We start from the raw sequence: 20,965 nt of genomic DNA on the forward strand, positions 1-20,965 counted from the left end.
GCAAGCAGATGAAATTGATAAAGAAAAGTATCCTGTTTTTGATCGCCGCCGTTTCCCTCGCCGGGGGAAAAGTGTATGCGCAGAGACCGTTGATCGATGTTACCATCGACTCGGCCGCTATATTGATCGGAGAACAGACTACCTTGCACCTTACGGTAACGGCAGACAAGGATCGCCCCGTACAGATCGTGATCCCGAACGATACCTTGATGGCGGGTGTGGAGGTACTGAATCTCTCCAAGGCAGATTCTACGGAGATCGAGAACGACCGGCTTGTCATTAAACAGGATGTATTGATTACCTCATTTGACTCGTCGCTCTATCTGTTACCTCCGCTGAAGGTGATAGACGGGGTGGATACCGTATATTCCAATCAAGTCGCCTTGAAAGTCTCCACGATTCCCGTAAATGTGGATAAGCCGGAGGAGTTCAGCGATATCAAGACCGTATGGAAGCCGCCTTTCGTATGGGCCGATTATTATCCGATCATTTACGGGATCTTGCTGGCCCTGTTCTTGATTTGCGTGATCGCCTATATCGTGAAACGGATGCGTGCGAAAAAGTCGTTGATACCGTTCAAGAAAGAGGAGCCTAAACTCCCGCCTCACGAGCAGGCTATCAAGGAGCTGGACGAGATCAAGCAACAGAAACTCTGGCAACAGGGACGGAGCAAGGAGTATTACACCTTGATCACGGATACGTTGCGTAAGTATATCGAGGAACGTTTCGGCATCAGTGCTATGGAGATGACTTCCGGCGAGATATTGGATCTGATCCGCAAGAACTCCGATGCCCAGAGCGTGTACGATAACTTGAAACAGATTCTGCAATTGGCCGACTTCGTGAAATTCGCCAAGATGCATCCGCTGCCGGATGAGAATGATTTGAGTATGATGAATGCGTATTTGTTCGTGAACCAGACGAAGGTAGAGGAGTTGGTGGCACCAGCCGATAACTCCCAGTCCAGCGAGCCGGTAACCTCGAGTCAAGAGCTGACACAGTCTCCTGTCAAGACCGTTGATAACTCTCAGGCAGATGATCCGGCACGCTATCAACCCAAGTCTATGAACGATTCAACTAAATTAAAAGACTAAGAGATGGTATTTGCGAATCCTAATTATTTATATTTATTGTTGTTGCTCATCCCGATGATCGGATGGTACGTCTACAAGCTGAGCAAGAGCCAGGCCAGCTTGCAGGTCTCCTCGTCGGAGGCGTTCGAGGCGCCGGGAGCGACATCATGGATCGTGTACTTGCGTCATTTGCCTTTTGTATTACGTATGGTAGCGGTAGCGCTGCTGATCGTGATCTTGGCCCGTCCGCAATCCACGAATAGCTGGTCTAATTCTTCCACGGAAGGTATCGATATCATGTTGGCGATGGATATATCCGGCAGTATGTTGGCGCAAGACCTGAAGCCGAACCGTTTGGAGGCGGCGAAGGATGTGGCTGCGTCATTCATCAACGGTCGCCCGAACGACAATATCGGTTTGGTGGTATTTTCCGCCGAGAGTTTTACGCAATGCCCGTTGACAACGGATCATACGGTCTTGCTGAATCTCTTCAAGGATATCCAGAGCGGTATGATCCAAGACGGAACGGCTATCGGATTAGGCTTGGCGAATGCCGTGAGCCGCATCAAGGACAGCCACGCTAAGTCGAAGGTGATTATCCTTCTGACCGATGGTTCGAATAACGCCGGCGAAATTGCTCCGGTTACCGCCGCCGAGATCGCCAAGACGTTCGGGGTACGTGTCTATACGATCGGAGTCGGGACGAAAGGGATGGCTCCGTATCCGTTCCAGACCGCTTTTGGCGTGCAATATCAAAATATCCCGGTAGAGATCGACGAGGCTACGTTGAAACAGATCGCCTCTACTACTGGCGGGCAGTATTTCCGTGCCACGGACAACGCCAGCCTGAAAGAGATCTATTCCGAGATAGACCAGATGGAGAAGACCAAGATCAGCGTGCAGGAATACAGCAAGAAGCAGGAGGAGTATAAGAACTGGGCCTTGCTGGTGTTCGCCCTGTTGCTGGTGGAGATCTTATTGAGAAATACATTGTTGAGAAATATACCATAAAGATAAAAGGCTTATGTTTCGATTTGCGCATCCGGACTTTTTATATTTGCTTTTCCTCCTTCCTGTGTTGGTGGCGTTCTATGTGTACGCCATGATCGTGAAGAAGAAAGCGATAAAGAAATACGGTAACCCTACGTTGTTGGCCGAGTTGATGCCCGAGGTATCACCCAAGCGCCAGCATCTGAAGTTTTGGCTGTTGTTCGGAGCCATTACGATGGTTATCTTTATTATAGCGGGGCCTCAATTCGGCTCGAAACTGGAGACGGTGAAGCGTCAGGGAGTAGAGATTATGGTGTGTCTGGACGTGTCCAATTCCATGTTGGCCGAGGACGTGTCGCCCAACCGTTTGGATAAGGCCAAACAGATGCTATCCCGATTGACGGACGGCTTTACGAATGATAAGGTAGGTCTGATCGTGTTCGCCGGCGACGCTTTCACGCAGTTGCCGATCACCTCGGATTATATCTCCGCCAAGATGTTCTTGTCCTCTATCAACCCATCGATGGTATCTACGCAAGGTACGGCGATCGGTGCGGCCATTAATTTAGCCGCTCGTTCCTTTACGCCGAATGAGGCGGCCGATAAAGCGATCATCTTGATCACCGACGGTGAGAATCATGAAGACGATGCTGTCGGTGCAGCCAAAGCCGCTGCCGAAAAGGGTATCCACGTGAACATCGTGGGAATGGGCGACCCGAAGGGTTCCCCGATCCCCATCCAAGGAAGTAATAATTACATGAAGGATAAAGACGGCAACGTGGTGATTACGAAACTGAACGAGCAGATGGGCCAAGAGATCGCCGCTGCCGGAAATGGTATGTATGTACGTGCGGACAATACGAATTCTGCCTTGAAAGCTCTTCAGAAAGAAATTGAGAAGATGAATAAGACGGAGTTGGATAGCAAGGTTTATTCCGAGTATGACGAGCAGTTCCAGATTTTCGCTTGGATCGCTTTGTTCCTTTTGATCGCCGATTTCATGACCTTGGATCGTAAGAACCGTATATTTAGGAAAGTAAAATTATTCTCTTAATTCGACGAAGTGATGAGACGTATATATAAATCTATGATATGGGTATCGGTCTTGGCACTGAGTGCCGGGACGGTCTCTGCCCAGAAAGCGGAACGCAAGAATGTGCGTGAGGGGAATAAGCTTTACGAGAGTGAGAAATACACCGAGTCCGAGATCGCTTATCGTAAGAGCTTGGAGGTGAATCCTCGCTCTACGGAAGGAACTTATAATCTGGGGAACGCTCTTTATAAGCAAGGAAAGTTTCCCGAGGCCGCCGAGCAGTATCAATTGATCGCCGGACAAGGGGAGAAGATGGTGGCTACGCCGGAAGGGAAAGCCCGTTTGTCGGAGGTGTATCATAATATGGGGAATATCTTCATGCAGAACAAGGATTACGGCAAGGCCGTGGAGGTGTATAAGCAATCGCTTCGCTTGAATCCGAAAGATGATGAGACACGTTATAATCTGGCCTTGGCCCAAAAGTTGCTGTCGGATCAGCAGAATCAGGATCAGAATCAAGACCAGCAGAACGATGACCAGCAGGAGAACAAGGATCAGAAAGACGATCAGCAGCAACAGCAACAGCAGCAGCCGCAAGACGATCAGAAGCAGGATCAGACCCAAGAGCAACAGCAGCCCAACGAGCAGATGAGCAAGGACAACGCCCAGCAAATGTTGGATGCCTTCCTGCAAGACGAGAAAGACACTCAAGAGAAAGTGAAGAAGGCGCAGATGCAGCAGCAGCAACGCCGGAAGACAGAGAAGGAGTGGTAGTCTAGATAATTAACGAAAAAATGAGATACACAATGAGGAAATTGATTTTCTTATTTATCCTGATGTTAACGGTAGGGGTGGCGACAAGGGCTGCGGATGTGACCTTCAAGGCCTCGGCACCTCAAGCGGTGGTAATGGGGGAGCAGTTTCGCTTGACTTTCACCGTCAATGCTGAAGGCAAGGACTTGAGAGTGCAGGAGATGCCTGACTTTGACGTATTAATGGGGCCTTCCCAATCCACCTCCTATAGCAGTAGCTGGGTGAACGGGAAGAGTACCAGCGAGACAACCGTTACATATACGTACGTCTTGATGCCGAAGAAGGAAGGTACATTTAATATCGCTCCGGCAACGATCAAGGTGAACGGTTCTAATTATACATCGAATGGCTTGGCCATCAAGGTTCTTCCGGCTGATAAGGCGGGAAAACAAGAAGCGGAGACAACAACGGCGAGTGGGGCGATCTCTAACGATCGGCTGTTCGTGAAGATGGACGTATCCAAACGAAACGTGTTTGAGCAAGAAGGCTTCTTGGTGACTTTCAAGGTCTACTCTTTGGAAAACTTCTCAATCACGGGATTGAAATATCCGGAGTTCGAGGGTTTCTTAGTGCAGGAGGTTGAGTTGCCGCAAGAGAAACAGTTGACTTTGGAGAATTACAACGGGCGTAACTATCAGATGGCGGTAATGCGCCAGGTGATCCTATACCCGCAACGTCCGGGTAAGATCACGATCGAGGGTGGAAAGTATGATGCCATAGTTCGTGTCCGTATGCAACAAGTAGGTGGCGGTAGCATCTTCGATAGTTTCTTCGACTCGTACCGGGATGTAAGCAAAGTGTTGACGACCTCTCCGGTTACTATTGATGTTAAACCATTGCCGGCCGGTAAGCCCGCTTCTTTCTCCGGTGCGGTGGGAACATTCTCCATGACGGCAGATATTAGTTCTGATAATGTCAAGACAGATGAGGCTGTAACCGTAAAGGTGAAGATCACGGGTAACGGAAACGTAAAGCTGGTGAAGAACCCGGAAGTGATTTTCCCGAACGATTTCGATGTCTACGACCCCAAAGTAGAGATGGACATCAAGACTACAACTGCCGGTGTCAGCGGTAGCAAGACCATCGAATATATGGCGATACCTCGTTACGCAGGTGATTTTGAGATCCCGGCGATCGCTTTCTCTTATTTCGATATCAAGTCCGGTTCCTATAAGACCATCAAGTCCGAGCCTTATAAACTGCATGTGGAGCAAGGCAAGGGTGGTAATGGTTCTGCCCCGGTTGTATCAAATTTCAGCAATAAAGAGAGCGTGAAATACTTAGGCAAGGATATCCGTTATTTGAAGACGAAAGGCTTCTCCTTTATCGAGGGAGATGATGGAATCTTCTTCGGTTCCTTCATGTACTATCTTTGTTATATCGTGCCGGCTATTTTGTTTATCGTATTCTTCTTTATTTATCGTAAGCAGGTGAAGGAAAACGCCGATATTGCCTTGGTTCGTACCAAGAAGGCGAATAAGATGGCGGTGAGACGTTTGAAAAACGCCGGCAAGTTGATGAAGGAGAATAAGAAGGAAGAGTTTTACGATGAGGTATTGCGTGCGTTGTGGGGCTATTTGAGCGATAAGCTGAGCATCCCGCAATCCGATTTGACCAAGGATAACGTAGAGATAGAATTGGGTAAATACGGTGTAGACGAATCCTTGACGAATGAGTTCATGGATATCTTGAATACTTGTGAGTTCGCTCGTTACGCTCCGTCCCAAGCGTCAGACGCTATGGATAAGCTGTATGAGCAGACGGTAGACGCTATTGGTAAAATGGAGAATACAATTAAAAAGTAAGAAGATGAATATGACTATAAATTTAAGAAAGGTACTGTTTTTCTTATTGACTCTATGTCTGATAGGATCTGCTTATGCGCAAGATACTGCCTTGAAGGAGGCTGAGGTTGCTTACACGAAAGAAGATTACGCAAAGGCGATCGAGCTATATGAAGGGATCTTGAAAAGCAATGGAGAGTCTGCCGCCGTCTACTATAATTTGGGAAATGCCTATTATAAGGCAGGTAAGATAGCCCCGGCTATCTTGAATTACGAACGTTGTCTTCTGCTGGATCCGGGTGACAGCGATGCCCGCTTCAATTTACAGATGGCTCGTCAGAAGACTATTGATAAGATTGAGCCGGTTGGCGATTTCTTCTTGGTGAAATGGTTTAAGAGCGTAGAGAACCTCGGTTCCGCAGACTCTTGGGCGAAGACGGGTATCGTGTGTTTCCTATTGTTTATCGGTTGCTTGATCTTGTTCTTCTTCGCCCGCTGGGTACGTTTGAAGAAGATCGGTTTCTATTTGGGTGTCTTTTTTATCATCATGGTTGTTTTCACGAATATATTCGCCAGCAACCAGAAGGATGAGATGATAAACCGTAAACACGCTATCGTATTCGCCCCGACCGTTACGGTGAAAAGCTCGCCCGATACTAGCGGTACGGATCTTTTTGTATTGCATGAGGGAACGAACGTGACCGTGAAGAGTACGCTCGGCGAATGGAGCGAGATCGAGCTTGAGGACGGGAACGTAGGATGGATGCCTAGTAAAGACATAGAAAAAATCTAGTCAGCTAATAAAATTATGCTAGAACAATTATTGGTTTGGGAACGTGATGCGTTCTTGATGCTTAACGGTAGCGACTCCGCTTTTTTAGATCGCTTTATGTGGATCTATTCAGGCAAGGCGGTTTGGCTACCGTTAGCCTTTTTTATATTGGTGGTGTTATGCTATAAGAAGAATTGGAAGGAGTGGCTTTTAATTTTGTTGGCCATCGTCTTGACGATCACGTTGTGCGACCAATTCGCTTCGCATATTTGTAAACCCATATTCACACGTTTTCGCCCGACCCATCATCCGGATTTTATGGATCAGGTAAAGGTGGTATTTGGCTATCGGGGCGGTATGTATGGGTTTATCTCCAGTCATGCGGCGAACGCTTTCGGTTTTGCGACCTTGATGGCGTTGATTTTTCGGAATAAGCTATTTGGATGGACTATTTTCTTTTGGGCGATCCTGACCTCATATACCCGTATTTATCTAGGAGTACATTTTATCACGGATATTATCCCGGGAGCTTTATCAGGATTGCTATTCGGATATCTCGTTTATCTGTTATATTTCTATATACGGTCGGTTTTGATTTCAGAGGATTCTTGGGTACGTCCGGAGGCTGTTTACTCGGATACCCGGAAATATTTGATCACCTATGCCATTTGGCTGACTATTCTTTTAATAGCCCTGTTTAATGAACAGTTGGTATCGTGCTTAAGATAAGAGTGTTTGAGTGAGTATGTCGTAAAGCATATTTGTTTTCGGTTCATTTTCTCAATAATAATTTGTTTCAATAATATTAAATGATTAAGTTAGTGCCATAATATTAAATAAAAGTATTAACCTTCAAAATAAGAAAGCCATGACAAAGACGATTACATTTAACGAATTGAGAAGACTTAAAGACTCTTTACCAGACGGAAGTATACAACGCATCGCCGATGAGTTAGGATTAAGGGTTGAGACAGTTCGTAACTATTTCGGTGGACATAATTTTCAAGATGGCCGGAGTTGTGGTTTCCATATCGAGCCCGGGCCGGATGGCGGGTTGGTTGTTTTAGATGACACGACTATTTTTGAGCGTGCTTTGCAGATACTGGCTGAGAGCCAGGATGCCGAAGCACAGAAAGCGTAAGAAAAATTCATTCGTATAAAAAATCCCATAGCAAAATGAAAGAACGCTTTGGGATTTTTTTGTATTTAACAATTCATAAATCCCGATTGTTTCATCTATAAAAATGTATTGAGTATGGAAGATAAGTTAGTAACATTGGCTATCCACACGTTCGAGAAAGCCCAGATTCTCAAGACAATCCTCGAAACAGAAGGCATAGAGGTCTATATACATAATGTGAACCAGATTCAGCCGGTTGTTTCGGCGGGAGTACGTGTGCGTATTAAGGAAAGTGATTTACCGCATGCTTTACGCATTATCGAGGATAATAAATGGTTTGAGGAACCGAAGGAGGAAGAGCCGAAGGTTAATGCGGTTAAAAAGATTCTGATCCCGATTGATTTCTCTGATTATTCCGCTAAAGCTTGTGAATTAGGTATCAATTATGCCTATGCGGTAGGTGCGGAGGTAATGATCATGCACGCTTACTTTAGCCCGTATTTTCCGTCTGCCATTCCGATGGGGGATACATTGGCTTACCAAGTAAACGAGGAGGAATCCGTACAACATATCCTGCAACGTGTCCGTATTGATATGGAGAATATTTGTACGCATATCGACCGGAAGATGTCTTCCGGAGAATTACCAAAGGTAAAATACGATTATGTATTACGTGAGGGGTTGCCGGAAGAAGAAATCATCGCTTATAGTAGGGAATATCATCCGACATTGATCGTGATGGGAACGAGAGGTAAGAGCCAAAAAGATATGGATCTGATCGGTAGCGTGACCGGAGAGGTGATCGAGGTGAACCGGGTTCCTGTATTGGCGATACCGGAGAATGTTCCTTTCACGGATTTGAGAGACGCAAAGAATATCGCTTTCGCCACATCGTTTAACCAGAGAGATTTGGTTGCGTTTGACGAGTTTATGGAAATCATCAAAGGTTTTGATTTTAATATTCATCTGTTCAATATCTCTACCAGCAAAGATGAATGGAATGAGATTCGTTTGACGGGGGTTCGTGAATATTTCAAGAAGCAATATCCACATGCGCATATTTCCCATACAGTTCTAGCTGATGGCGATTTGTTGTTGGCCATCGAGAAATTTGTTCGTGACAAACAAATTGATGTCATAGCCTTAAGTACTTATCGCCGTAATATCCTGGCCCGGATGTTCAATCCTTCAATTGCAAGAAAGATGCTATTCCACACCGACACTCCGCTATTGGTAATCGATAGCAAGAAGTAGCTCCTTTTTTAAGTAACAAATAAAAAGTGGATATGTGAAAAGGCTTATCCACTTTTTTATTATATACTATGTGTTTAAAGCTATTTTTGTATCTTTAGCGAAAAAATGTAAGGATAGTATGTGGGAAAGAATGTTTGATCTGGTACTTGGATTAAAGAAAGAACATAGATTAGTGATAGTTATAACATTGATTTATGCGGTGACTCTCTTTGGTATTACTGTAGATGTAGAAGCGATGGAGAATTGGCTGCAATTAGTGGGGTATACCATACGTACTTTATGTATTGCTTGTATTATACAGCTTAGTGTGTTCTTTTTGACAAATATTTTTTGGAAGAAACTAAACAGAGGCTTGAATAAAACATTTGTTGTTATTGGTGGTAATGTGTTGTCCTTAGCTTTCTTGCTTTTCCCTTTTTCTATATCATATATAGATATGACAGCTGAAAGTATGAAGTTGAGTTCTTTGAATACAGAAAGAAATAGAATTGATAGTATGGTCCGGTACTATGAGAATTTAAAAAGTCTAGATTCTTCTTTTTCAGAGAATCTAGATTCTTTAATATTGGAAGAAAAGAAAACATTGATTCGGGTCATAAAAGATATTGATTTAAAGCAATTCAAAATAGAAGAGAAACAGAAAAGATATGAAAAGCCATTAGTTTCCATCCTATTTCTTTTGCAAATATTCGGTTTTTATATATTGATTCTATATTCTTCCTATTTTGATAGGACGAATAAAGTGAATCGTGTTATCGCAGAGGAAAATATTCCTTATCGAAAGAAAGTAAGGAACTCTTTTTGCGATAAAGTTTTGAGACCTTTGGTTTTACTGTTATCTATTTTTCTTTGGGGATTCTTGTTTTTCCTTTGGCTTAGATAATATATACCTGATATTTGTATAAACCGGAATTATGCTTTGCTTTGCAGCTCATCAGAAAAATAATAGAATATATGATTACTTATTTGATTATTGGAATAACTGCGGTACTCTCGTTTATCTGTTTTAGTAATAGGGAGTTGTTTATGAAATTAGCGTTTATCCCATATCGTACGGTCCGGAATCATGAATATTATCGTATCGTGAGCCATGGATTTATTCATGCGGATATGACACATCTGTTAGTGAATATGTTTACGTACTGGTCGTTCGGTCTCTATATCGAGCGAGTATTCCGGCATATGGGATTTGGCGGTGGGGCTTATCTGGCTCTTTATTTCGGGGGAATGATCGTGGCTTCGTTATACGACCTGATAAAACGGCGCGATGATCCGTATTATGTCTCCATCGGTGCGTCCGGCGCGGTATCTGCGGTTCTATTTACCTCGATATTTCTAGACCCTTGGGGGAAGATATTGTTTTTCGCCGTGTTGCCTGTTCCCGGGATCGTGTTCGGCTTGTTATATCTTGCTTATTGCCAATATATGGCGAAACAGGCAGGAGATAATGTAAACCATAATGCTCACTTCTATGGGGCTATCTACGGATTGATTTTCCCCATGTTGCTGGAACCTTCATTATTACATCTCTTTTTATCCCAGCTTATGTTTAAGGGATGATCCCATAATTTTATCCGCTCGATGTAGAGTACGTTTTACGCAGGAACTAAATTTTTGCCGGAAGATTATTTCCATGAAAGCAAACTTATCTATCTTTGTTCCCTTATAAGCAAAAGTCAGATGAGCAAAGATAATAATTTGGGTAGAGTGTTGGCATTATTGTTGCTAACCTTGTTGATGAGCTTTGGTTTATATAGCCTTCCCGATACATTGTTCGGGTATAAGATCAAAAAGGTAGATCTTTTATCGGATTTCAAGGTGAAGGAGGAAAAGCTTTCTTTAGATTCTTTAAGGCAGCAATTGGAGCAGGCAGATACCCTTCAAATAGATTCGGTGGCGCTGAGAGATTCTGTAGTGCGCTCCACCGGAATAGATTCAGCGGCCTTGGCTCTTCGCGATTCGTTATACAAAGCGGTCTATGCTGTTCAGGGAGCGGATTCGCTGGGATCTCATATCGAGGATTATTCTCTTGGACATATTGGTTTGAAACGGTTCTTCGCCGCCCTGAAAAACAGGCAGGAGTTGAATCGTCCGGTACGTGTGGCCTTTTTGGGAGATTCTTTTATCGAAGGCGATATTATGGTAGCCGATTTCCGTTCCGGGATGCAGAAGGAATTCGGGGGCCGGGGGGTTGGTTTTGTGCCGGTCACATCTGTAGCGGCTCAGTTCCGTCCGACCGTAGAGCAACATGCCACGGGATGGACCGCTTGGTCTATGCTGACAGACCATGAGCACGGATATACCTTATCCGGAATGATGTTTGAGGCGAACGAGGAAGATGCCTCTATCCGTGTGAAGACTACCAAGCGCTATCCGGAACTTCAGGCGTTCTCTTCCTTGAAGCTGATTTATGAGCAAAATAAGAATACGGAGATGCGTTTGGTCTGCAACGCTTCTTCCGATACCCTGCAAGAGATACTTCCAGCCACATCGATCGTGACCCAATACGAGTTGGAAGGGACATTTACCGAAGCGGATTTCACGTTTAAGAATACTCAGGAATTCCGGGCGTTGGGAGTTGCCATGGAGGACAATTCTGGTGTCGTGGTAGATAATTTCTCTCTTCGGGGAAACTCTGGTATGATATTGGAGCGATTGGACGTTTCCCGTTGTCAAGCATTGAATAAGATTCGTCCGTATGATTTGATCGTCTTGCAGTATGGTTTGAATGTCGTGAGCGACAGCGTGATGAACTATGGATGGTATAGCAACCGGATGGTAAAAGTCATTAATCATATACAGCTTTGTTTCCCGGAAGCCGACATATTGATGTTGGGGGTGTCGGACAGGAGCCGTCAGGATGACGGGGAGTTCGAGACGATGCCTGCCGTGCTCGCCCTGTTGCATGCGCAAAGGCAAGCCGCTAAAAAGGCCGGAGTACCTTTCTGGAATGTTTTCGGAGCCATGGGAGGAGAGAACAGTATGGTCCGTTTCGTAGAATTAAACTGGGCTAGTAAGGATTATACGCATTTAAGTTTCAGAGGTGGACGGGAGATTGCCGAGGCCTTGCTGAAAGCGTTATTATCAGAAAAAGATTTTTATGATGAAGCGGAGAAAGTGGTTAATTAGTCTGGTTGTTTTAGGAGTGATCATGGGTTTCTCCGTTCCGAGGCCTAAAGCCGGAACAAACGGAGATGTATCTCTTGATAGTTTGACGGTTCGGGACACTGTAGCGTTGCCTCCTTTATCTTATTCGATGAAAGTGGGAAAAGATACGTTGATCTTACCCGATTCAAGCAAGGCGTGGAATGATTTCTTCAATGAGCTGGATTCGTTGCGTGCCGGTAAAGATACGGTTATCACGATCGTTCAATTGGGGGATTCGCATATCCAAGCCGGACATTTGAGCGGCCGTGTCATGCGTCTTTTCCAGCAGGCGTTCGGTAATGCCGGTCGAGGCTGGATCGCTCCTTTTAAGTTGAGCAAGACCAATGAGCCGGATGATTACTTTATCAAATCCGTCGCTAAGGATTGGATTGCCGGACGTTGTATCCAGCGTACCCGGAAAACCCCGATAGGAATTGGTGGAATCGGGATCAAATCCGTTTCCCCTTCGATTAATCTGGATGTCGTGATAACCCCGAATAATGGTGCCGGATACGAGTTTAACGAGGCGATCCTGTATAGAGGGGAAAAGTCTATGCCCATGCTTCCCGCCGGAGTTTTGAAAGATTCGGTCCGGACATTTCGTGCGGATACCGTATGTGTCCCCGGTGTATTGGCCGATACCTTCCGGATCTCCTGTTTAACTGATACCTTACAATTGCAGAGCACGAGACGGAAAGAAGGTACGAATACGTTGCGACCGGCCTCATCCTTTACGAATTTGTATTATGGCCTGGTACTGAAAAATGGAGGCAGGGGGATTTTATACCATTCCATCGGAGTGAATGGGGCGATGTATGTGAATTATACGGACGAGGCCTATGTGCGTCAGTTGGCTTTATTAAAACCATCCTTGTTAATCATCTCTATGGGAACCAACGAGACGTTTGGCCGGCGTTTTAATACAGAAGAGTTTTCCGGCCAGATAGAGGCTTTCCTGGCGTTGGTCAAGAAGGAACTACCGAATACGGCAATTTTACTGACGACCCCTCCGGAATGTTATAGGAGAGTCCGGTCTGGTAAACAGCGAACGTATGTGCGTAATGATAATACGGAGCGTGCCGCCCGTGCTATCCGGAATGTAGCGAAGAAAGAAGGCATAGCTTGTTGGGATTTATTCACGGCGACAGGTGGGAAGAACTCCTGTCGTAAATGGCATAGTTCCCGTTTGATGGGGCGGGATCGGATCCATTTCACGAAAGAGGGATATCAAGAACAAGGAACGCTTCTATTCAGGGCGTTCATGGAATCATATAATAACCGATAAGAATCTTGTATGGAATATAATATACTTAGAGACTGGTTTAGCGATCATGAATTCACGTGGGAGAAGTTGGGAGAAATCCTGACCTATCATCATAATGCCCCGATCTTGTTTAGCAGCGGGTTGTTTTTCTTCCTGTTTATCGGTTTCTTGATGGTTTATATGTCATTGCGGAAGCATCTGCTGGCTCGTATCGTTTACGTGACTCTTTTCTCTCTTTATTTTTACTATAAAAGTAGCGGATTATGGTTTGGTCTGTTGGTTTTCACGGCTACTTCCGATTTCTTGATAGCGCAATGTATCTCCCATACGACATCGGCGCTAAGGCGTAAATCATTCGTTACGCTCAGTCTTTGCGTAAACCTGGGCATGTTGGGGTATTTCAAGTACTTCAACTTCCTAGGCGAGCTATTTGTTATGGCCGCTGGAGGGGAATGGCTTAAGATGGATATTTTCCTTCCGGTAGGGATTTCTTTCTTTACTTTTCAGAGTATCAGTTACGTGATAGATGTTTACCGGGGACGGATAGAGCCTCTCGGCCGCTGGATCGATTATGTTTTCTATGTCTCGTTCTTTCCCCAACTGGTTGCCGGACCGATCGTCCGTGCCCGGGATTTTATTCCTCAGATGTATAAGAGTCCTACGGTGACGCGATCTGAGTTTGGCGAGGGATTATTCCTTATCTTATGTGGTCTTTTCAAGAAAACGGTCATTTCGGATTATATCAGCATGAATTTCGTGGATCGTATCTTCGACGCTCCGTTGCTCTATACGGGTGTGGAGAATTTGTTGGGTGTCTATGGATATGCGTTACAGATTTACTGCGACTTCTCCGGATATTCGGATATGGCGATCGGTATCGCCTTGCTGTTGGGATTCCGTTTCAATATTAACTTCGACTCTCCTTACCAATCGGCTACCATTACCGAATTCTGGCGCCGTTGGCATATCTCCCTTTCCTCTTGGTTAAAGGATTATCTGTATATCTCTTTAGGTGGAAACCGGAAGGGAAAGATTCGTACCTATATCAATCTGATGATAACGATGTTGCTTGGCGGGTTATGGCATGGGGCCTCTATTAGTTTTATTTTATGGGGTGCGTTGCATGGCGTAGCGTTGGCGGTGCATAAGTTCATTATGGGGCATTTCAGTAGCTTTAAGCCCTTGGGACGTGAGATGAGCCCTTGGCGACGGGTATTGGGTGTCTTGATTACTTTCCATGTGGTTTGTTTCGGATGGATCTTGTTCCGGGCTACCTCGATGAAAGCCGTGGGAGAGATGTTGAGCCAGATCTTCACGAACTTCCATCCGGAGGTATTTTCGCAATTTGTCTCAGGATATAAGGGTGTATTTACGTTGATGATAATTGGTTATGCGTTGCATTTTATGCCTAAGCGCTCAGAGGATGTCTTAAGGGGAGTCGTGACTCGTTCCCCTTTGTTGGTACAGGCCGCTATATTGGCGATAGCGATCTTTATTGTCGTACAGTTCAAGAGCGCGGGAGTGCAGCCGTTTATTTATTTCCAATTTTAAGAGTGGTAAATTCATGGCCTACCCGTGGGACATAAACTGACTTGGAAAAACATGTACGTGAATTTTTGAAAACACGTACGACTTTTTCCAAAAACACGTACGTGTTTTCAAAGAAACATTATGATGTTTCTTAATGCTGATTATCAGTGTATTACTTCTTCTTTAGAAAGCGGTTCCGGGGTCGTGAACCGGCGAGGATGGAGGAAGTTTAATGATGATATTTCTCAAATCCGTTCCGGATACATTTTGGAACACGCTTAGCCCGAACTCCGGTATTACCGCAAGCACATGGTCGAATATATCGGCTTGGATTCTTTCATATTCAGGCCATATCTTATTGGATGAGAAGCAATAAAGCTCGATGGGGATACCTGTGTTCGTAGGCTGTAAATGGCGTACCATACAGACTAATTCTTTGTTGACTTCCGGAAGGCTTCTCAGGTAACGAACGAGATAAGCCCGGAAAACACCGAGGTTTGTCTGTCTGCGCCCATTTACCCGGATGGAGCCATCGATATGGTGTTCCTTGTTATATTCGTCTAATTCTTGCTCTTTCTTATCGATATAATCCGAGATCAGGGAGATCTTTCTGAATTTCTCCAGCATTTCCGGGGTACAGAAATGTACGCTGTTCATATCGATATTGATGGAACGTTTGATACGGCGGCCCGGCGATTCGCTCATGCCTCTCCAATTCTGGAAAGCGTCGCTTACCAAGGCATAAGGCGGGATGGTCGTAATTGTGTTGTCAAAGTTTCTTACTTTCACGGCGTTCAATGTCACTTCGATAACCGTACCGTCCGCTCCGTATTTACTCATCGTGATCCAGTCTCCGGCACGGAGCATGTCATTGGCAGACAGTTGGATACCCGCTACGAATCCTAAGATCGTGTCCTTGAATACCAACATCAAAATAGCGGCCGAAGCACCTAATCCAGCCAGTAAAGAAACCGGGGATTTATTGATGAGGATACTGATAATCAATATCGCCCCGATAAAGAAAAACGTGACTTGCAAGATCTGTATGAATCCTTTTAACGGCTTGTTCTTAAAGGAATCTTTTTTATTGTATATCTCATGGATCAAGTTTAAGGAAGCGTTTATAAATCTCAGGGAGACCGCTATGATATAGATCTGGCAAAGCTTTTGGAGCATTATTAAAATCTTCGGTGTCTCTTCCGCCGAGAAGGCGAAAGGCAACAAGACATAAATCAACACAGCCGGGATTATATGCATCATCTTATTGATGATCTTACGATCCACGATTAAATCGTCCAACTGGTTTTTCGTCTTCCTCGCCAATCGCTTGAACATACCAAGGAAAATATACCGGCAACTATAATCGATCCCGATAGTGAAAGCGATAATAAGCAACAAGATCGCTATATTGTCTAAGTAGCTGGAACTCTCGCTTATCAACCCGATTTGGACTAATAAATTATATACCCATTCTTGCATCTTGTTCATAAAGACGGTTTTAAACTTTAAATAGACAATCCGGGGGCGAAGATAGGAAAAATAATCCGAACATCTATTTTACTCTGAATATTGGTATACTTTCAATTCGAACTTAGGAACCATGGCGAAGAAATGGTCGAATATATCCGACTGGATTCGTTCATACTCTTTCCATACTTTGTTTCGGGAGAAGAAATAAATCTGGATAGGTACGCCATATTCCGTGGATTGAAGTTGGCTGATGATTAAATCCAAATCTTGATTTACGACAGGAAGACTTGTCAGGTAGCGCTCTATGTATATGCGGAATACCTGGGAGTTCGTGGGGATCACGTCTTTGTCCGGTTGATAGTCCGCTAATAGAGGTATTTCTTTGCGGAATGTATCCAGCATCTCCGGCGTACAGAACTTGATCGTATTCAGATCGAGGTAGATAGACTTCATGACCCTGCGGCCTCCGGACTCAACCATGCCCCGCCAGTTTTGGAAAGAGCTATTCACCAGGTTATAAGGAGGGATTGTCGAGATCGTATTATCGAAGTTTTGTACTTTCACGGTGTTTAGGGTTATCTCTTGAACAATACCGTTTGCGTTGGCCGAAGGCATCGTGATCCAATCGCCGGGGCGCAGCATATCGTTCGCCGAAAGCTGTATTCCCGCCACGAAACCGAGTATGCTATCTTTAAACACCAACATAAGGATAGCCGCCGATGCTCCTAAACCCGCGAAAAGGGTAGCCGGAGATTTATTGACGAGAATCGCTATGATGACGATGCCGCCTACGAAGAAGACAAGCACTTGCAATACTTGTATAAAGCCTTTCATCGGCCTATTCTTCATTTTCTCTTGCTGGTTAAATAAATCCAGCATCATCAAGAGAAGGCCGTTGAGCGCTAGCAACAGGGAGAATATGATATAGACCGCGCAAATCTTCTGGGAAATAAGCAACAGTTCCTTACCCCGGATAAAAGCCATCGGAAGCAAGACATATACTAAAATACCGGGGATCGTATGTACGAGGTGGTGTACCACTTTGCGCTTTATCAATAACGTGTCCCATTTATAATGCGTATGTTTGACGATACTGCGTACTCCTCCGACAAAAATAGCTTGGCATAAGTAATCTAATCCGATTGCGACCGCTACTAACAGGATCGCGATGATCGCCTCATCGAATGTATTTGCTATTTTTTCGTCTACGCCCCATCCCGTGAGGACTTTATTCATCCAACTGCCTAAATTTATCATAATAATCGTTTTTTGATATAACACTACTCTTAAAAATTAGGTTCAATCCTACGTTAAATTTGTCCTTTCGTTAAGATTGCTTGTAAATGTAAGAGTATTAATCCAATTGAAAAATGTATCTTTGTAAAATAATATAAACTTAAAAGGATTCCATGAAATCTCTGTTATCAACCTCAGATTTTCTACAGGTACGAGAGCATAAATTAAATAATGATTTGACGGTATGGTTGAACGAAGACCATAGCCAACCTAAGATATTCGGAGCCGTAGTCGTAAAAGCCGGAGCAAAAGATTCCCCTAATACCGGTATCGCGCATTATTTCGAGCATATGATGTTTAAAGGGACGGATAAGATCGGAACGATCGATTATGAGTCCGAGAAAGTATTGTTGGATATTATCGCCGAGAAATACGACGCGTTGGCGGATACCGAAGACCCTAAGATGCGTGCCCATTTGCAGCAAATCATTAACGATCTGAGTGTGCGTGCGGCGGAGTATGTGATACCGAATGAGTTCGACAGGTTGATCTCTCGTTTCGGAGGAACGAAGTTGAACGCAGGGACTTCTTACGATTATACATTGTACTTCAATACATTCTCGCCTCAATATATCTCGCAATGGGCCGAGATTAATAGCGAGCGTTTGGTGAATCCGGTATTCCGTCTTTTCCAAAGCGAGCTGGAGACGGTTTACGAGGAAAAAAACATGTATGGAGACACGATGGCCAGTGTCGCCATCGAGAAATTGACGGAGCGTTATTTCTATCCGCATCCGTACGCGTATCCGATCATCGGTAGCGCGGAGAACCTGAAGAATCCCCGTCTTTCAGAGATGCGCCGGTTCTTCGAGAAATATTATGTCGCTTCCAATATGGGGTTGATCTTAAGTGGGGATTTTTATACGGAAGAGGTCTTGCCCATCCTTGAATCTACTTTTTCCCGGATACGGGAGGGAAAGCCGCCTCACCGGGATATTGTGGCGTTGCCTCCATTCAAGGGCCGGGAGAAAGTGAGCGTGCGCATTCCTATGCCTTTCGTGAAAATCATGGCATTGGGATTCCGGGGAGTTCCCGCGAATCATCCGGATCAAGTAGCGCTCAATATCGCCGTGTCTTTATTGAATAATTCCAATGGCACGGGTTTTTTGGATAAGCTGACGGTAGATCATAAGGTGATGGGTGCGATGGCGGTTAACCAAAGTATGAATGAGGCCGGGATATTGGGTTTATTGGTGTTCCCGAAATTCTTTTTCCAGACCTATGCGGCAGCCGAGAAATTGGTGTGGAAACAGATTAACCGTATCAAGGAGGGCGATTTTAGCAATGAGATGTTCCAGAGCCTGAAGCTGGAGCAGAAACGTGAGTATGCTTCCAAACTGGAAGATATAAACTCGAGGGCCGAGGTGATGATGCGTATTTTCTCCCAGGGGAAAAGCTGGCAAGACTATCTGGATGAGGTTGCCCGTATCGACGCTCTGTCGAGAGAGGACGTGATTGAGGTAGCCAAAAAGTATTTTACGGAAAATTATATGTATGTCACGAAAAAGACCGGACGCTATCCGAAAACGACCTTGCCCAAGCCGGATTATTCACCGATCATACCTAAAAATTCCGATGCTTCCTCCGCTTATGTGAAACGTTTGGAAAAGATTCCCGTACAGGAATTGAAGCCGCATTTCCTCGATTTTGAGAAGGATGCCGAGGTTATATCCTTGCATCCGCTTGTCACGCTGTATAGGACTCGTAATTCCGTGAATGATATATTTTCGTTGACCTTGTCTTATGGAGTGGGGCAACTGGAGCTTCGTGATCTGGATAAATTGTCTGCTTACTTACCTTTCGTGGCGACAGAATCGATGTCGTTTGAGGTTTTTCGGGGTAAGTTGCAAGAGTTGGGTAGTACCTTGACTTTCGATTCCACGGATTCCGAGTTTCTTATAGTGGTGAACGGTTTCGATGGGAATTTTACCCAGACAATGGCCTTGGTCGGCGATTTCCTGCGGCATGCCAAACCGGATGATAAGAAGTTACGCCAGATCGTGGACGAGGAGAAAGTAACGGAGAAATCCTTGTTTAATTCCAGCGAGAACGTGGCCGACATGTTGTTGGAGAAAATGAAATTCGGGAAGCAATCCCGTTACCTGACAAAATTGTCGTTTGCGGAGATCAAGAATTTAAAAGGTAAGGTGTTGCTGGATACCTTTGATAAGGTGCGTACGGTTGCCTGTAACCTGCATTATTGCGGTACATTGTCTACGGAGGAGGTTGTCGGGCAGATCAAGTCGTATTTGCCATTGGAGGAGGTGAGCAGCCCGTCTAATTCTCCTTATATTCGTGATCTCGTGGCGTATGACAAGCCGATTGTCTTTTTCATGGACATGGAAGATGTCACGCAAAGTATAATTTATGCCTATATGTACATCGATCCGTTAAAGACGAAGGAGGATCGCCATGTTGCCCGGTTGTTTAACGCTTATTTTGGCGGGGATATGTCTTCGTTGATGTTCCAAGAGATCCGGGAGTTCCGTTCGTTCGCTTATCAAGTGAACGCTTGGCTGAAGCATCCTCCTCTGAACCGCGCGGATAAGCCCGCTAGCTTCGTTATGAAGCTGGCTACGCAGACGGATAAGATGATTGATGCCATGAAGGTATTGGAGAATCTGATACATGACATGCCGGAACGTCCGGAACGGGTTGAGTCGGTGAAGCAGGCTGTTCGTAACTGGGTGAATAACGAATATCCAACCAGCCGTTCCCTTTCCTTGAAAATCGCCGGTTTTCGTCGTGAGGGGTACGAGAGTGACCCGAACAAGGATTATCTGGAAGTTATAGATCAGATGACGATGGAGGATATCCTGCGTTTTTACAGAAAGAATATACAAGATCATTTAATTATATATGCGATTGTCGGTAATTCAAAGAGGATCGATATGGAGAAACTCGCCGATTTTGGACAGATCGTTAAATTAACCAAGAAAGATATTTATAGGTAATGTATAGTAAAGAGGAACTGAAGAATCTCAAGTTGGAGTTCTGGGAAAGTTTCGCCGCTTTTTGTGAGGTACAGCCCTATTTGCGGAGACGTAAGAAAATCTGGACATTATATAATACGAAAGTAAAGGGCGTTGAGTTGAAATTCGACGCTAACCGCCAAGGCGCTTACGTTATTCTGGAGGTGAACCATCGTAACGAGGATTCGCGCTTGGAAATGTTCGAGCGTTTGACTTGGTATAAAGAGATCTTGGAACAAGATTTTCCGGATGGCTTGATCTGGGATATTTGTTTTGTCCGTGAGAACGGGCAGCAAGTAGCCCGTGTTTATGTGGCTAAGGAAGGGCTTGATTTACATAGGCGGGAACATTGGGGTGAGTTTTTTACTTTTATGGCCAGCCAGATGTATCTGTTGGAACGAAATTTTATGAGTATAGCTGAATATTTAAGAGAATAAGGGATATTAG

General features: G+C 44.8%; 18 protein-coding genes. 16 read left to right on the forward strand and 2 right to left on the reverse strand.

Going from position 1 to position 20,965, the window contains the following annotated elements; all coding sequences use genetic code 11:
* The first annotated feature begins 8 nt into the window (after positions 1-8).
* The 14 genes from Q0110_RS08115 (at position 9) to Q0110_RS08180 (ending at position 14,801) form a co-directional block, all read left to right on the forward strand.
* Complete coding sequence (locus Q0110_RS08115) at positions 9-1,094, forward strand: hypothetical protein (RefSeq protein ID WP_297905515.1); 1,086 nt, start codon at positions 9-11, stop codon at positions 1,092-1,094.
* Positions 1,095-1,097: 3 nt separating this feature from the next.
* A complete protein-coding gene (locus Q0110_RS08120) occupies positions 1,098-2,084 on the forward strand; it encodes a VWA domain-containing protein (protein ID WP_297905518.1) in 987 nt (328 codons plus the stop codon).
* A gap of 13 nt (positions 2,085-2,097) precedes the next feature.
* Positions 2,098-3,117 (forward strand): VWA domain-containing protein, encoded by a 1,020-nt coding sequence (locus Q0110_RS08125; protein ID WP_297905521.1) that lies wholly within the window; start codon positions 2,098-2,100, stop codon positions 3,115-3,117.
* Between the two features lie 12 nt (positions 3,118-3,129).
* Positions 3,130-3,870, forward strand: a complete 741-nt coding sequence (locus Q0110_RS08130; RefSeq protein WP_297905524.1) for a tetratricopeptide repeat protein — start codon at positions 3,130-3,132, stop codon at positions 3,868-3,870.
* 32 nt (positions 3,871-3,902) lie between these two features.
* Positions 3,903-5,714 (forward strand): BatD family protein, encoded by a 1,812-nt coding sequence (locus Q0110_RS08135; protein ID WP_297905527.1) that lies wholly within the window; start codon positions 3,903-3,905, stop codon positions 5,712-5,714.
* A gap of 4 nt (positions 5,715-5,718) precedes the next feature.
* The gene (locus tag Q0110_RS08140) at positions 5,719-6,486 is read left to right on the forward strand and encodes a tetratricopeptide repeat protein (protein WP_297905530.1); all 768 of its coding nucleotides are present in this window, start codon (positions 5,719-5,721) and stop codon (positions 6,484-6,486) included.
* Positions 6,487-6,501: 15 nt separating this feature from the next.
* A complete protein-coding gene (locus Q0110_RS08145; RefSeq protein ID WP_297905532.1) occupies positions 6,502-7,194 on the forward strand; it encodes a phosphatase PAP2 family protein in 693 nt (230 codons plus the stop codon).
* Between the two features lie 139 nt (positions 7,195-7,333).
* Positions 7,334-7,606 carry a DNA-binding protein gene (locus Q0110_RS08150; protein ID WP_297905534.1) on the forward strand — a complete coding sequence of 91 codons (273 nt, stop codon included), beginning with the start codon at positions 7,334-7,336 and terminating at the stop codon, positions 7,604-7,606.
* A gap of 114 nt (positions 7,607-7,720) precedes the next feature.
* The gene (locus Q0110_RS08155) at positions 7,721-8,839 is read left to right on the forward strand and encodes a universal stress protein (RefSeq protein WP_297905536.1); all 1,119 of its coding nucleotides are present in this window, start codon (positions 7,721-7,723) and stop codon (positions 8,837-8,839) included.
* 34 nt (positions 8,840-8,873) lie between these two features.
* Positions 8,874-9,722: a hypothetical protein gene (locus Q0110_RS08160; protein WP_297905540.1), complete on the forward strand. Its 849-nt coding sequence runs from the start codon at positions 8,874-8,876 to the stop codon at positions 9,720-9,722.
* Positions 9,723-9,793: 71 nt separating this feature from the next.
* Positions 9,794-10,399 (forward strand): rhomboid family intramembrane serine protease, encoded by a 606-nt coding sequence (locus Q0110_RS08165; RefSeq protein ID WP_297905543.1) that lies wholly within the window; start codon positions 9,794-9,796, stop codon positions 10,397-10,399.
* A gap of 120 nt (positions 10,400-10,519) precedes the next feature.
* The gene (locus Q0110_RS08170) at positions 10,520-11,968 is read left to right on the forward strand and encodes a hypothetical protein (protein ID WP_297905546.1); all 1,449 of its coding nucleotides are present in this window, start codon (positions 10,520-10,522) and stop codon (positions 11,966-11,968) included.
* Positions 11,940-13,271: a GDSL-type esterase/lipase family protein gene (locus Q0110_RS08175; protein ID WP_297905549.1), complete on the forward strand. Its 1,332-nt coding sequence runs from the start codon at positions 11,940-11,942 to the stop codon at positions 13,269-13,271. The genes Q0110_RS08170 and Q0110_RS08175 overlap by 29 nt, the downstream gene beginning before the upstream one ends.
* A 9-nt stretch (positions 13,272-13,280) precedes the next feature.
* Positions 13,281-14,801: an MBOAT family protein gene (locus Q0110_RS08180; RefSeq protein ID WP_297905552.1), complete on the forward strand. Its 1,521-nt coding sequence runs from the start codon at positions 13,281-13,283 to the stop codon at positions 14,799-14,801.
* 162 nt (positions 14,802-14,963) lie between these two features.
* On the opposite strand, the gene Q0110_RS08185 is transcribed toward Q0110_RS08180, so the two are convergent.
* Both Q0110_RS08185 and Q0110_RS08190 read right to left on the reverse strand, forming a co-directional pair.
* Positions 14,964-16,268 (reverse strand): mechanosensitive ion channel domain-containing protein, encoded by a 1,305-nt coding sequence (locus tag Q0110_RS08185; RefSeq protein WP_297905555.1) that lies wholly within the window; start codon positions 16,266-16,268, stop codon positions 14,964-14,966.
* A gap of 69 nt (positions 16,269-16,337) precedes the next feature.
* Positions 16,338-17,507, reverse strand: a complete 1,170-nt coding sequence (locus tag Q0110_RS08190; RefSeq protein ID WP_297905557.1) for a mechanosensitive ion channel domain-containing protein — start codon at positions 17,505-17,507, stop codon at positions 16,338-16,340.
* 152 nt (positions 17,508-17,659) lie between these two features.
* Between Q0110_RS08190 and Q0110_RS08195 the strand changes: the two genes are divergently transcribed.
* Together Q0110_RS08195 and Q0110_RS08200 are read left to right on the forward strand one after the other, a co-directional pair.
* Positions 17,660-20,500, forward strand: coding sequence for a M16 family metallopeptidase (locus Q0110_RS08195; protein WP_297905560.1), 2,841 nt, complete (start codon positions 17,660-17,662; stop codon positions 20,498-20,500).
* The gene (locus Q0110_RS08200) at positions 20,500-20,955 is read left to right on the forward strand and encodes a DUF4268 domain-containing protein (RefSeq protein ID WP_297905562.1); all 456 of its coding nucleotides are present in this window, start codon (positions 20,500-20,502) and stop codon (positions 20,953-20,955) included. Before Q0110_RS08195 ends, Q0110_RS08200 begins: the two co-directional genes overlap by 1 nt.
* The last annotated feature ends 10 nt before the right edge of the window (positions 20,956-20,965 follow it).

Source organism: uncultured Parabacteroides sp. (genome assembly GCF_947855115.1).
Taxonomy (GTDB): Bacteria; Bacteroidota; Bacteroidia; order Bacteroidales; family Tannerellaceae; genus Parabacteroides.

Coding starts and splice junctions, on each gene's coding strand:
- Q0110_RS08130 (WP_297905524.1), top strand. CDS start 3,130: ATGAGACGTATATATAAATCTATGATATGGGTATCGGTCTTGGCACTG.
- Q0110_RS08195 (WP_297905560.1), top strand. CDS start 17,660: ATGAAATCTCTGTTATCAACCTCAGATTTTCTACAGGTACGAGAGCAT.
- Q0110_RS08200 (WP_297905562.1), top strand. CDS start 20,500: ATGTATAGTAAAGAGGAACTGAAGAATCTCAAGTTGGAGTTCTGGGAA.
- Q0110_RS08140 (WP_297905530.1), top strand. CDS start 5,719: ATGAATATGACTATAAATTTAAGAAAGGTACTGTTTTTCTTATTGACT.
- Q0110_RS08145 (WP_297905532.1), top strand. CDS start 6,502: ATGCTAGAACAATTATTGGTTTGGGAACGTGATGCGTTCTTGATGCTT.
- Q0110_RS08180 (WP_297905552.1), top strand. CDS start 13,281: ATGGAATATAATATACTTAGAGACTGGTTTAGCGATCATGAATTCACG.
- Q0110_RS08115 (WP_297905515.1), top strand. CDS start 9: ATGAAATTGATAAAGAAAAGTATCCTGTTTTTGATCGCCGCCGTTTCC.
- Q0110_RS08120 (WP_297905518.1), top strand. CDS start 1,098: ATGGTATTTGCGAATCCTAATTATTTATATTTATTGTTGTTGCTCATC.
- Q0110_RS08185 (WP_297905555.1), bottom strand. CDS start 16,268: ATGAACAAGATGCAAGAATGGGTATATAATTTATTAGTCCAAATCGGG.
- Q0110_RS08150 (WP_297905534.1), top strand. CDS start 7,334: ATGACAAAGACGATTACATTTAACGAATTGAGAAGACTTAAAGACTCT.
- Q0110_RS08135 (WP_297905527.1), top strand. CDS start 3,903: ATGAGGAAATTGATTTTCTTATTTATCCTGATGTTAACGGTAGGGGTG.
- Q0110_RS08125 (WP_297905521.1), top strand. CDS start 2,098: ATGTTTCGATTTGCGCATCCGGACTTTTTATATTTGCTTTTCCTCCTT.
- Q0110_RS08165 (WP_297905543.1), top strand. CDS start 9,794: ATGATTACTTATTTGATTATTGGAATAACTGCGGTACTCTCGTTTATC.
- Q0110_RS08155 (WP_297905536.1), top strand. CDS start 7,721: ATGGAAGATAAGTTAGTAACATTGGCTATCCACACGTTCGAGAAAGCC.
- Q0110_RS08170 (WP_297905546.1), top strand. CDS start 10,520: ATGAGCAAAGATAATAATTTGGGTAGAGTGTTGGCATTATTGTTGCTA.
- Q0110_RS08190 (WP_297905557.1), bottom strand. CDS start 17,507: ATGATAAATTTAGGCAGTTGGATGAATAAAGTCCTCACGGGATGGGGC.
- Q0110_RS08175 (WP_297905549.1), top strand. CDS start 11,940: ATGATGAAGCGGAGAAAGTGGTTAATTAGTCTGGTTGTTTTAGGAGTG.